The organism is Parapedobacter sp. ISTM3, from assembly GCF_016533505.1.
Classification (GTDB): domain Bacteria; phylum Bacteroidota; class Bacteroidia; order Sphingobacteriales; family Sphingobacteriaceae; genus Parapedobacter; species Parapedobacter luteus.
In genome coordinates, this window is record NZ_JAENGN010000007.1 from 254,725 (window position 1) to 267,814 (window position 13,090).

General features: G+C 55.3%; 7 protein-coding genes. 3 read left to right on the forward strand and 4 right to left on the reverse strand.

The features are described from left to right. Window positions 1-61 precede the first annotated feature (61 nt). From JHJ32_RS12020 to JHJ32_RS12030, 3 genes are all read left to right on the forward strand, one after another. Window positions 62-3,493 carry a SusC/RagA family TonB-linked outer membrane protein gene (locus tag JHJ32_RS12020; protein WP_200121105.1) on the forward strand — a complete coding sequence of 1,144 codons (3,432 nt, stop codon included), beginning with the start codon at window positions 62-64 and terminating at the stop codon, window positions 3,491-3,493. 24 nt (window positions 3,494-3,517) lie between these two features. Further along, window positions 3,518-5,383 (forward strand): RagB/SusD family nutrient uptake outer membrane protein, encoded by a 1,866-nt coding sequence (locus tag JHJ32_RS12025; protein ID WP_079717055.1) that lies wholly within the window; start codon window positions 3,518-3,520, stop codon window positions 5,381-5,383. A gap of 64 nt (window positions 5,384-5,447) precedes the next feature. After that, the gene (locus JHJ32_RS12030; protein WP_200121106.1) at window positions 5,448-6,713 is read left to right on the forward strand and encodes an acetylxylan esterase; all 1,266 of its coding nucleotides are present in this window, start codon (window positions 5,448-5,450) and stop codon (window positions 6,711-6,713) included. 200 nt (window positions 6,714-6,913) lie between these two features. Here JHJ32_RS12030 and JHJ32_RS12035 read toward each other — a convergent pair whose 3' ends face one another. From JHJ32_RS12035 to JHJ32_RS12050, 4 genes are read right to left on the reverse strand one after another with little or no spacing between them, the layout of a single operon-like run. Next, window positions 6,914-8,008, reverse strand: coding sequence for an endo-1,4-beta-xylanase (locus JHJ32_RS12035; RefSeq protein ID WP_200121107.1), 1,095 nt, complete (start codon window positions 8,006-8,008; stop codon window positions 6,914-6,916). Between the two features lie 28 nt (window positions 8,009-8,036). Continuing rightward, on the reverse strand, window positions 8,037-8,342 hold the full coding sequence (locus tag JHJ32_RS12040; protein WP_200121108.1) for a hypothetical protein: 306 nt from the start codon (window positions 8,340-8,342) through the stop codon (window positions 8,037-8,039). A gap of 39 nt (window positions 8,343-8,381) precedes the next feature. Then, window positions 8,382-10,004, reverse strand: coding sequence for a RagB/SusD family nutrient uptake outer membrane protein (locus tag JHJ32_RS12045; RefSeq protein ID WP_233632619.1), 1,623 nt, complete (start codon window positions 10,002-10,004; stop codon window positions 8,382-8,384). A gap of 24 nt (window positions 10,005-10,028) precedes the next feature. Then, complete coding sequence (locus tag JHJ32_RS12050; RefSeq protein ID WP_200121109.1) at window positions 10,029-13,022, reverse strand: TonB-dependent receptor; 2,994 nt, start codon at window positions 13,020-13,022, stop codon at window positions 10,029-10,031. Between the last annotated feature and the right edge of the window lie 68 nt (window positions 13,023-13,090).

Consider the following 13,090-nt stretch of genomic DNA (forward strand, 5'->3'; position numbering starts at 1 on the left):
ACACCTTACCAAACATAGCTTAAAGTAAATAGATTACAGAACTTTAAACATAGACAAAAGTATGAAGAACAATTCATATGTGACCTGTATTGCCTTACAAAATCCAATTATACGCCTGGTAATATATATGAAACTGACCATTACCTTAATTACAATCTGTTCATTGGTATTAAGTGGCAAGGAGGTATACGCGCAGAAAGAGCGTGTAACCCTGAATGTAACAGCCACGAGCATCAGCGATATCTTGAAAGCGATAGAAAAACAGACGCCCTATCTGTTTTTCTATAACCACAAGGAAATCAGCGCCGAGGAGAAGCGAACGTTATCATTGCGAAACGAACCGCTGAATCAGGTCCTTGCCGAATTATTTGCCGGTACGCAGATTTCCTACAAAGTAGTTGACCACCATATTGTCTTGTCGCCTTTATCGCAGCTAAACTCACTTGGAAAAGTGCTTCAGTCGGCGGTTTCGGGTACGGTACAAGCGGACGGGGTGCCTTTGGCCGGCGTAAACGTAGCCGTAAAAGGAACCAACATCAGCACCGTTACCGACCAAAATGGCCGGTACCAAATCGAAAGCGTACAGCAGGGAGCCACCTTGGTGTTTACCTATGTCGGATATATCGCGCAAGAAGTTGCGGTGGGCGCGACGCCGGTGATTGACATCACGTTGCAAGAAGATGTACAGCTGTTGGATGATGTGGTGGTGATCGGGTACGGTACCGCTAAGAAAAGGGATTTAACGGGAGCCGTTTCCAGTATCAAAGCTGCCGAACTGGCTTCACAGGGACCGCGCAACGTGGAAGATTTGCTGCGGGCAAATGCACCGGGACTAAACGTCGGCGTTGGTACGGACGCGAAAGCCGAGGCCTCCTTGTCGATACGTGGCAACGGCACGTTGACCGCAAGCAACAGCCCGCTAATTGTCCTGGACAACGTCATTTACGAAGGGGTGCTGGCCGATATCAATCCCAATGACATCGCCACGATTGACATCCTTAAAGACGCAAGCGCCGCCGCTGTATATGGTTCCAGATCATCCAATGGCGTGATTGTGGTGACGACCAAACGTGGTAAACAGGGTAAGCCCTTGATCAACCTGGTCAGCAACACCGGTTTTGCCACTTCGGCAAATCAGCCCGACATACTGGATCCCGCAGGTTTCCTTAAATTTCGCCAAGATTATAACGAAGGCCGGTTCTCAGACGATTACCTTGCCCAATACCCGCAGATGTTTGTCAATCCGGATGAACTGGTGGGGCTCAACCAACTGGACTGGTATAACTACGATCAAAGCACGCCGGTAGCCAATGTAACCCACGAACAGCTGGTGACCAAATGGCTGTCGCGCTTAAACCTGACTTCGCCAGAAATTGACAATTATTTTTCCAACACGATCACCCGATGGGACGACCTCGTATTCCAACGTGCGCTACAGCAGGACTATAGCCTTAATATTTCGAATGCGTCTGAGTATGTCTCCCAGTACTTTTCTCTGGGTTATACAGACCGTGAAGGGGTAATCACGGGAGACCGGTTTAAAAATATTCGTGCTCGGGCCAATGTCGAATCCAAAATCACCTCATTCCTTACCACCGGGGTCAATGCACAGTTCGCCTCACGAAACGAAGGGTTTTTGAAATCAGATTGGGAGCAGATGACGATGATTTCGCCATACGGCTCAAACAACCTCGACGATCCGAACAGCGCGTTCCAGCGCCGTCCGACCGGGCTGGACCCCATCAATCCATTTTACGACAATCTATATACACACCGTATCGATAGGCGCCAGAATGTCATTGCCACGCTGTTTGCGCGGGTATACCTGCCTTTCGGCATTGAGTATAACCTCAACTTTACGCCGCGTTACGAATGGTCGGAATATTATAACCATTACTCGTCAAAAGGAGACCGTTGGGCCTCAATCGGAGGGTCAGCCAGCCGGCAGCACACCAAAACGTTCAGCTGGCAGTTGGACAACATTCTGCGCTGGAGGAGGGAGTTTGCCGATATCCACAACGTCGAGGTGACCCTCTTGGCCAATGCTGAAAAAGGGCAGTACTGGTCTTCGATCGCGAACGCTCAGGGATTTTCGCCAAACGACCTGTTGGGCTTCCACCGTTTGCAGGCCGGATCCATCAACACGGTGTCCAGTAACGACACTTATAAGACCGGCGATGCCTTGATGGGCCGCCTGTTTTATTCGCTGAAAGGACGTTATATGCTGACCGCATCCATACGGCGCGATGGCTATTCGGCATTCGGCAAGCGCAACCCGAGAGCCATGTTTCCGGCGTTGGCGTTAGGATGGACATTTACTGATGAACCATTTTTCCCCGCGGTGAACTGGCTCAACTATGGCAAGCTGCGCTACTCGTGGGGTGAGAATGGCAACCGGGAGATCGGCCAATATGCAGCCTTGGCACAGATGCTATCGGGTTTGGTACCCTATATCGACCAATCGGGCAATGTCTATACGACTTCGCAGATCTATGTGGAGACCATGGCCAATTACGATCTGAAATGGGAGCGGAGCGCCTCGCACAATATCGGGCTGGACTTTGGGCTGCTGAACAACCGGGTCAGCGGTTCGGTGGAAGGCTATTTGGCTACCACACACGACTTGCTGGTAGATCGTTTGCTGCCTGATGTCACGGGCTACGGAAAAGTCACCAGCAACCTGGGCAGACTGCGCAACAAAGGGTTGGAGGTGTCCCTAACGGCAGGGATTATCCAGCGCGAACAACTGGGCTGGAATGCCACGGCCAATTTTTCATTGAACCGGCGGACGATCAAGTCGCTCTATGGCGACATGATAAACGTCGTGGACGCATCGGGGCAGGTCATTGGCCAGCGCGAATCCAACGACGAAGTAAACGGCTGGTTTATCGGCCAAGATCCGGATCGCATTTGGTCATACGAGCGGGCCGGGGTGTGGCAGCTGGGTGAAGAGGCCGAAGCAGCAAAATACGGGCTACAGCCGGGTGATTTCAAATACATAGACCAGAACGGCGATGGGCTGCTGAATAATGAGGATAAAGTGTTTCAGGGCTATAAAACCCCACGGGCACGGCTTTCTTTGCGGAATGACTTGAGGCACAAAGGGTTTTCGTTGTCTGTGATGATCTACTCGAATCTAAATTACTACGGCGAATTCCAGCGTGCGGCAAATTCGTACTCCTTTCCGGACCGTACTTCGGACTATGCGTTTCCGCGGTGGACCAGTACCAACCCGATCAACGATTATGCCCGGATAGGATCGAAAAATGTCGGCACAAATTGGGTAAACAAGTCGTTCGTGCGTCTGGAGAGCGTTGTTTTGTCGTACCAGTTTCCGGCACAACTGCTGCTGCCCTATAAAATCCAGGGACTGCAGCTTTCGGCGAGCCTGCAGAATGCGGCGGTATTTTCTCCGCATTGGACCTTCTGGGATCCGGAAAACGGCTCAATTACTCCCCGCAATTTTAATTTTGGTGTGAACATTACCTTATAATTTACCGATTTAGTCAAAGCTCATATGATCACATATAATAAGATAAAGCGATACGCTGTCACGTCGATAGCCGGATTGACATTGTTGACCGGATGCAACAAAGATTGGTTGGATCCCAATCCACTATCTTTCTACACGCCAGAAAACACCTTCGTTGATGCGCAGGGGTTTGAATCTGCACTTGCAGCTTGCGAAAAGGTGATGTTCAGCGAATATAATGGCGATGGCATGGCGGCACTTACCGAAATGATACTTTCGGATATCGCCGTAGAAGGCACTACTGACAAAGCCGGGCCACAAATGGATATCGACATTTCGCTCCTGCCCGATGCCAATTTAAACAATACCGATTTCACGCGCGTGGGCTGGTACTGGACCAACGGCTACAAAGCAATCCAGTATGCGAATATCATTATATCCCGTATCGACCAGGGAGTTTTTGGAAGTGATGCAGAACGCGACCGCATCCTTGGGCAAGCTTATTTCCACCGGGCGTATTGGTATTACAAGCTGGTGCATCAGTTTGGTGACGTACCGTTTATCTCCAATGAAGTCACCGAAGCGCGTACCGATTATTATACCACCGACCGGTGGGATATTCTGGCATTCCTCAAGCAACAGCTTGAATGGGCCTACACGGTAGTACCCGACGCCGTCGATCGCGGGCGCGTCAGCAAAAGTGCCATCGGCACGCTGTTAATCAAAATAAACATTGCCCTGGGCGAATTTGATCAAGCCATTTCGATCGGCCGGGAGATAGTGGCTTCACATCCGTTGATGACCCAGCGGTTTACGTCCAATGCGACCAAGCCCAACACCAATTTGATGCATGACCTGCATTCGGTGGAGGCCAAGCTTGACGCATCGAATACCGAAGGGCTTATGTATATCGTTTCGTATCCCGGTGTTCAAGGTTCGGTGAGGTCCCAGCTCATGCGTCAACTGCTGCCGCGTATCATAGGGGTGACTACCCCCGACGGTGCTACCGGTATTGTCTACACACCCAACGTAGAGCCCCAGTACGACATCAACACCACCTACGGACGCGGCATAGGGAGAGCCCGCTCTACCAACTATTACCAATATACGCTATGGACGGACAAGGAGCGCGGGGATATGCGCGGGGTGTACAACCGAGACAGCTGGATAAGCCCGGCCGATCTTTGGTACAATGATCCGGCATTGAAGAGCCGCGGCAACCCGTACTATGGGCAGCACCTGATTAAGAATCCGGCGATGTCCGTTGAAGATTCCATCCGGGCTTGGTACCAATGGCCCCATTTTAAGACCTTTGTGCCTGATCCATTGTCCGCGGATTGGTATTGGGGCGGGGAAACGCCGATGTATATTTACCGGTCGGCAGAAGTTTACCTGTTGATCGCCGAAGCTCATTATTGGAAGGGCGAAAACGCATTGGCCGCCGAGGCGCTCAACATTGTCCGGCGGCGTGCCGGCGCGGATGCCTTGACCGCAGGAGACGTTCATATCGGAGCCATTGTGGATGAACGGGCAAGGGAGCTCTATTTCGAAGAAAACAGGCACATCGAGCTGACACGCATTGCCTATACCTACGCAAAAACCGGTAAGGTGTGCGAATATTTCGGTCGTACCTATTCCTTGGATCGGCTATCCGGGCCTGGTGGTGCAGGGTCCAATGTCAAGCAGGAGGGATATAATTTCTATTATGACTGGGTGATCTCCAAAAACAATTTTTACAACAAAGGCATCAAGCATCGATGGGCGGAGTATAAACTCAGTGTACACCACATCTTATGGCCGGTTCCCGCGGCGGCAATTAATGCCAATACGAAGGGGGTGATCAATCAAAATATCGGTTATCCGGGTGCCGAGAACAACGTGCCTGCAGCACGGCTGGATTTGGCGCCTTAAAATGTGTAATTTACAAGCCGTGACGTTGTTCACGGCTTCACTTTTGATTTAGATGTATTTACGAATGAAAACGAATGTAATCGCAATGCTTATAAGCATGCTAACTTGTGCTACATTGCAAGCCCAGCAAGACCAAATCAACTACGACGAGTCGAAGGTGCCCGATTACGTGCTCCCCGAACTCCTGGTCACTTCAGCAGGCAAGACCATTACCACTGCGCGCCAATGGGAACAACTGCGGCGGCCAGAATTGCTGGAACTTTTCGCGTCGCAGATGTACGGCCGTACGCCCGATGATGCGGGCGTTGGCGTAAGCTACGAACTGCTGACCGAAAATGCAGCGGCATTGGGAGGCAAGGCTACGAGCAAGCAGGTAAAACTTATTTTCAGCAATGGCCAGAAGAAGCTCGAGACGCTGTTGCTGCTGGTGATACCGAACAACGCCACGGCAAAAGTTCCCGTGTTTGTCGGTTATAACTTCAAGGGCAACCATAGCACAATGACCGATACCACCATTCTGTATTCAGACAACTTCGCCTTGGTGAAGGAGCCGGGGCACCCCGATTGGGAACGCGGCTGCCAGGCAAGCAGGTGGCCTTACGAAGACATCATCGACCGCGGGTATGCGGTGGCTACGATGTGCTATCATGATATTTTTCCTGACAAACCCGGCCTGAAGGACCACAGCGTGGTATCCCTGTTCAAGGGCTACGGCGCGGCGCCCGAAGCACCGGATGAATGGCAGGCTATCGGCGCCTGGGCGTGGGGATCCAGCCGCATCGCCGATTATCTTGCCGCCGAACCGCGCGTTGATACGGGCAAAATTGCGATCATGGGCCACTCCAGGCAAGGCAAAGCCGCCTTATGGGCAGGTGTGCAGGACACTCGGTTTAAGGTGGTGATTTCCAACGACTCCGGTGAAGGCGGTGCCGCCCTGTCGCGGCGCGAATACGGGGAGAGCATCGCCCGGGTGAGCAGCATCCAACCGGCATGGTTTTGCCCTGCTTTTAATCAATACCGGGGTAAGGAGCAGGAGCGGCCGTTCGATCAGCATCAATTAATCGCATTGGTAGCCCCGCGGGCAGTCTATGTAGCGAGCGCCGTGGAAGACAGGTGGGCAGACCCCAAGGGCGAATACCTGGCCGCTTACCATGCCAGTCCGGTGTACCACCTGTATGGGCTTAAAGGATTGGAATCCAGCGAAATGCCGGGCCTGCATGCGCCGATCATGAATGACATCGGCTATCACATACGCGCAGGCAAACACGATGTGACCCTGTACGACTGGTTGCGCTTCCTGGATTTTGCCGATAAACACTTCGGCAAGTAGCGGGCCGCTGCTGATTAGCAACCAATGAGCAATGCAGCTGGCCATGGCCAGCTGCATTATTGGCTGTCAAGGGCCACGGCTGCGACACATTCGGGTGTGCTGCGTATTTTGGCCACGATATGTTCACGCCCATGGCGGCGCAGGCCGCGCGGTTGATTGGTGCTTTACAATGCCCGTGCGTACGCTGTAGCCGTTTACGATCAGTCGTCAAACCCTGCCAGGATACCATCATACGCCGGCTTGCGCGTGTAAGCACTGTCAAAAGGCAAAGGCCAGTCCGGTCTGTTGTACGTGCCGGGTATCCAGCTGTCGGCATCGGTGACGTTCCACGTCGTGATTCCGAAGCGCTGCGCCCGGGGTAAGCCCGTAAACGTCGAAACGATGTGCTGATACGCCTGTTTCTGGCGCTCCGCAAGTTCGGCCGTAAAGGTGAGGCTGGGGTCATTGGCGGGATTCATCGCGATGTCCAGCTCGGCAATGTGCACCAACAGCCCTGTAGCTGCCGCGGTAGACTCGATGGCCGCGGTGTGGAAGTGATCTTCGCGGTTATACCGGGTGTGCATCTGCATCCCCACGCCATGGATAGGCACCCCGGCCGCTTTCAGGCCGTTTACCAGGTCAATGATGGCGTTGCGCTTGGTCGGGCCGTACTCGTTGCCATAGTCGTTGTAAAACAAGAGCGCATCGGGGTCAGCCTCATGGGCATACTCAAATGCGCGGCCGATGTATCCCGGCCCGAGTTTTTCAAGCCATATCGATTCGCGAAGGCCATGGCCATCGTTGTCCAGCGCTTCATTGACCACATCCCACGATCCCACGCGCCCCTTATAGCGGCCCACTACGGTCTGGATGTGCGTTTTAAACACCGCTTCCCAAGCTGCCGAGTCGCCTTCGAAATCGGCCAGCCAGTCCGGTATATTTTTGTACCAGATCAGCGTATGGCCATGCACCCGCATGCCATGCTCCTCTGCAAAGTCGACCAGGTAGTCGGCATCCGCCCAGTCAAACGCGCTGCTTTCGCGGCGCAGGAAGTGCAGTTTCATGGCATTTTCGGGCGTGAGGCTGTTGAACTCGCGGATCACCAGGTTGCGGTAATTGGGGTTGTTTTTCAAGAGGCCCACGTTTACCGCAGCGCCGAAAGGGTAGGGCGAAAGGGTCTTCAGCGCCGTGTCAATATCCATTTCAACCGGGTCTGTATCGTTTTCGCCGGCATGGGGCGTGAAGTCAACTTCTTTTGCGCAGGCAAAAATCAGGAGTGAGAGCCCCAGGAGGCCGTGCAAGTATCTTTCCATCATTGTCTAAGGTGAATAGTGGTAAAAAACATCAGTTAATAGGCAGCTTCCATATCGTCGTATCAAACTTATATTCCACCAGTTCTGTTTTGTCTTTCGGTAGCCTGTCGTCATAAAACCCGCCCCTGCCGGACGGCAAGTTTTCGAACGGCTCGCGGCGGTAATCGTCGTATCCCATTTCGTACGGGTCGACGATGTAATGCCAGTTGCCGTGGAGGCCGATCACGTGGCGCCCCAGCGGATGCTGGATGATGTCGGACGCGGCGGGCTGCCCGAGGGCGTTCAGCAAAGAAAACAGGCTACAGAAAAATAAGCAGCTGAAGCGGATGTAACGCATGGGTGGTTCTAATTTATCCGGTGTTTGCTATATCGGTAATCAATATCCGGGGTTTTGTTCCATCCGGCGTCCGGTATTGGCGTCTATCACGTAGCGCGGTATCGGCAGCAGCGTGTGGAAGTCCTGGATGTTGCCCGCAATGGGATTATGCCGCCGGGTACGTTCCACCAGCGTGCCGGTGCGCACGAGCGTTTCGCGGCGGTGTTCCTCGGTGATCAGCTCGCGTGAGCGCTCATCGAGGATAAAATCCAGTGTCACCGCTCCCGCTTCGATGGGTGAAGCATTGGAGCGCTGGCGTACCCGGTTGATCCAGGTGGCGGCGTCCGCCGTCTTGCCGAGCGCCAGCTGTGCCTCTGCCAGCAGCAGGTAGGTTTCCGCCAGGCGCAGGTAAGGCTGGTCGTTGAATGAGTGCGTCGCATTCCACAGGTCGGGGTCGGTATAGGTCCAGTCCCACTTGCGCGTACTTGCCCAGCGGTTGTTGTTGATGGCCATGTCTTCCGGTGCCATGGTGGTTTCGATGGTTTCGCCGTCGTAGCCGGTGTACGCTTTGCGCACGGCAAATTCGCTGAAGCGGTCGTCCTGCGGCTCATAGATGGAGAAAGCCCAGGCGGTGATGGCGAGGCGGCCGATGCCCCGTCCGCCGTTTTCGGGCGTATAAGGCGCATAGGCGCTGTAGTTTGGCGTCCAGGACCGCCGCATGGAGTTGGCGCGGGCACCGAGGTAGTCGATTACATCCGAGTTGGGAAACACCCAGAGGGCCTCGGTATTCCCTTGGCTGGGCAGCACATTGCCCTGATGGAACTGATCCATAAACGGCACGCCCGGCTCCTGCCGCCGCACGCCATAGCGCTCGGTGATGAGGGCATAGTTGGGGTTTTGGGCCACGCGCAGCGCCGCTTCCTCGGCCAGCGCCGGATTGCCCATCCAGAGGTGCAGCTCGGCCAGGTAATGCTGCGCCACCGCGCGCGGCAGCACCAGCACGTCGGTGGAGTGCTCCGGCAGGTGGGCTTCGGCAAACGTGAGGTCTTCCAGGATCTGCGCCTGGATTTCTTCCACGGAGTTGCGTTGCCAGTCGTTGCGGTAGGTGAGCCCATTGATCTCTTCCGTATTCAGCGGCACGGCACCGAAGGTAAGGGCCAGGTGGCGGTATGCCCAGGCGCGGATGAGCCGGGCGTGTGCCACGATCAGGCTTTTGTTGGCCTCGGCTTGCTGCGGCGAAGCCCCCTGCCAGTCCACCGCCGCGTTTTCAGCCCGGGAGATGATCGTATTGGCCGAGCTGATGGCACGGTAGAGGATGAGGAAGAGGCCGTCGCGGCCTTCGGTATCGCGGTTGATGAGCTGCATTTCGGGGTTGAGGTCTACCGAATAGCGGCTCAGCCCGCGCGTCCAGGAGAGCTCGGTATTTGCCCATCCGTTATCCACGCCGATCTTCCATACGGTGCCCAGTTCGGCCGATTGGATCATGTCTGCCCGTTCCTGCCGGGGAAAATCCAGCAAGGCATTCACGGCCATCCGGAAGCCCGTGTAATCTACAAACAGGTTTTCCGCATAAATGGCATCTTTGGGGTTTTCCCGCAGGAACTCCGCTTCGTTGCACCCGCCCAGCAGGGCTATGGAAGCCATCGCGGCGATCGAAAATTTTTTCATTTGCTTGAATATCATAAGGTTCAACTAATCAGTCATCGTTTAAAATCCAAACCGCAGCCCAAGCAGGTACGTGCGCATCTGCGGCATTCCCCGCTGTCCGCTCAACTCCGGATCCAACCCCTCCCAGTCGGTGATCGTCAGGAGGTTTTTCCCGTTGACGAACACTTCGAGGTTGTCCATCCCCCAGCGGTCGATTACCGTGGCCGGCAGGCGGTAGCGCAGGGTCACGTCATTCAGCCGGATAAAGCTGGCATCGTTTTGTTTGCCGAAGTAATTCACGCCAAACGGGTTGGCATCATCGCGGTTTGCCGGGAAGGTATTGATGGGGTTTTCGGGTGTCCAGAATTCGCGTTGCATCGTGCGGGTACGGCCATCGAAAAAGGTATTCATCATTTCGTTGAAGCGCGTCACGCCCTGCACCGTGCGGATGAAAAAACTCAGCGTAAAATTTTTATACTGGAAGGTGTTGGTCAATCCTGCGATATACGAAGGCACGGTAGACCCGATGATGGTACGGTCATCGGCGTTGATGGTTCCGTCGCCATTGACATCCCGTACGCGCACATCGCCGGGCTTCGCATCCGGCTGCGCCGAATTGGCGAAGTCATCACCTTCCTGCCAGATGCCGTCAAACACATAGCTGAAGTTGACGCTGACGGGCTGGCCGATGAACCAGCGGTTGCCCACGTCATCGATGGCGTTGCCGGCAGCATCGTAGAGGCCTACATCCACGATTTTGTTTTTGTAGTGCGAGAGGTTCAAATCCACCGACCAGTTGAAGTCGCCGCGGGCTATGGGCGTGGCCGATAGCATGAGGTCGATACCATTGTTGCTCGTGCTGCCGATATTCTGCGTAAGGCCGCGCGTGCCGTTTACCGGCGATATCAAGCGGTTGAGCAAGAGGTCGGAGGTTTTGGCCCGGTAGTAGTCGATGCTACCCGTCAGGCGGTTGTTCAGCACGCCGAAGTCCAGCCCGAAGTTTGCCTGCCGTGTGGTTTCCCAGCCGAGGGTCGGGTCGCCCAGCCGGGAGGGGTAGAAGCCTACGGCCGTCTGCTTATCCGTGGTGAGGTAGTGCTGGGGCTGCAGCTGCGGCAAGGTGGCATAGGGGCTGATCGCCTGGTTGCCATTTACGCCGTACGACACGCGCAGTTTAAGGCTGTTTATCCACGCCAGCGGGTCCAGGAAACGTTCCTGGTCGAGGTTCCAGCCGAGGGCCACCGAGGGGAACACGCCAAACTTGGCTTCCTCGCCGAAGGCCGAGTACCCGTCGCGCCGGGCGGTGAGCGTCAGTAAGTAACGGCCCTGGTAGGCATAGTTCAGCCTGGCCATCTGCGATAGGTACTGCTGGGCATTGTATTGGTCGCTGGGCAGCCATACGGTAGCCAGCGCGTTCTGGTAGTAGCTCATGATATCGCTGGGGAATCCGTTGGCATTCAGGTCGTGGTTTTTATTCACCCGTTTCTGTGCCGAGTACAGCCCCGTGAACGACAGGTTATGGTCTCCGAAGGTGCGGTTGTAGTTGACAATATTTTCTACGATCCAATCTTCATTGGCCCAGTTGTCGATTTCGGACACCCCGCCCTGCTGGAGGCCACTGCGGGTATTGCGGCCATAGTAAGTTTCCACGCCGCGGTAGCGATACGTATAGCCCGTGTTGAGGCGGTATGACAGGCCCGGCACAAAGGGCACATCCACTTCCAGGAAATTGTTGGACAGGACCGAGCGCGTGCCATCTTCCTTCAGCACGTTGAATCCTTCCAGCGGATTGCTGAAAAACTCATCCTCCACCCAGGGGAATATCCGCAGGGAGGTGCCATCCTCCTGGTAGGGCAGCGTCAGCGGGTTCATGTCAAAAGCCCCGGAGAAGCTTGCCGGCATGTTGTTGCGGCTTATATGGCCGAGCTGCGTATTGGTGCCGATCTTGAGCCAGGGGGTGATGTCGGCATCGAGGTTTACCCGCACATTTACGCGCCTGAAGTCGTCGTTGATGGCGATGCCCTTCACTTGGTTGAACCCGCCGGACACGTAGTAGCGTACATTTTCCGCACCACCCGAAACGGACACGGCGTGCTGCTGGCGCGTACCCGTACGGGTGGCCAGCTCAATCCAGTCGGTATCCACGCCCTGGGCATAGGCGTCTATCTCGGTGCGGGTGAGCGCCCCTTCGCCGTACCGGCCCACTTTGGTGCGGTAGAAGCTTTCGGCATCCATCATGTCCGGCAGGTGCGCAATATCGTCGAGCCCGAAATAGCCATCATAGCTGATCCGCGGCTTGCCGGTAGTCCCCTTTTTGGTGGTCACGAGGATGACCCCGTTGGCCGCGCGGGCGCCGTAGATTGCGGCGGCCGACGCATCCTTCAGCACATCGATGGACGCAATGTCGTTGGGGTTGATCTCCGAAAGCTGGTCGGTATAGGGGATGCCATCCACCACGATCAGGGGGGCGTTGCCCGCCGTGATGGAATTGCGGCCCCGTATCTGGATGTTGTTGCCGTTGCCCTCGGCGTTGGACGAGGTGGTGGAGATGTTCATGCCCGGTATGCGGCCCTGCAAGGACTGCGTGATGGTGGTCTGGGGCATGCTCTGCAGCTGCAGCCGCTCGGCGTTGAACGACACCACGGCCCCTGTGACGTCACTTTTCTTCTGCGTGCCGTAGCCGACGACGACCACTTCGTCCAGGCTGGTATTATCCGGAGCCATAGACACGTTTACGGTGGTCCTTCCGGCCAGGTCCACCTCCTGGCTGAGGTAGCCGACATAGGAGAAGATAAGCACGGCATCTGCGGAGGGCACTTCTACGCGGTATAGGCCCGCATCGTCCGTACTGGTACGTGCCCCGCCGCCCTTTACGGCCACGCTCACGCCGGCCAGCACCTCGCCGGATGCGTCGCTTACCCGGCCGGTAATGGCAATCGCCTGCCCGAAGCCAAGGGCGGGCAGGCTAAGCAGCCCCACCAAAAACAAGCCGGCGAGGCGCACCTGCGCGGACCGCGCAGCGCGATGAAATACATAAGAATACAAGTATGGTATCATACACATCATAATTGGTTAATGGATAACGTGGAGACAAAAGTAAGCCGCCACCGCGGCATACCGGGGTG

What these genes read in the sequence shown, in the direction of transcription:
- JHJ32_RS12020 (WP_200121105.1), top strand. Translation starts at nt 62, where the DNA reads ATGAAGAACAATTCATATGTGACCTGTATTGCCTTACAAAATCCAATT.
- JHJ32_RS12025 (WP_079717055.1), top strand. Translation starts at nt 3,518, where the DNA reads ATGATCACATATAATAAGATAAAGCGATACGCTGTCACGTCGATAGCC.
- JHJ32_RS12030 (WP_200121106.1), top strand. Translation starts at nt 5,448, where the DNA reads ATGAAAACGAATGTAATCGCAATGCTTATAAGCATGCTAACTTGTGCT.
- JHJ32_RS12035 (WP_200121107.1), bottom strand. Translation starts at nt 8,008, where the DNA reads ATGATGGAAAGATACTTGCACGGCCTCCTGGGGCTCTCACTCCTGATT.
- JHJ32_RS12040 (WP_200121108.1), bottom strand. Translation starts at nt 8,342, where the DNA reads ATGCGTTACATCCGCTTCAGCTGCTTATTTTTCTGTAGCCTGTTTTCT.
- JHJ32_RS12045 (WP_233632619.1), bottom strand. Translation starts at nt 10,004, where the DNA reads ATGATATTCAAGCAAATGAAAAAATTTTCGATCGCCGCGATGGCTTCC.
- JHJ32_RS12050 (WP_200121109.1), bottom strand. Translation starts at nt 13,022, where the DNA reads ATGATACCATACTTGTATTCTTATGTATTTCATCGCGCTGCGCGGTCC.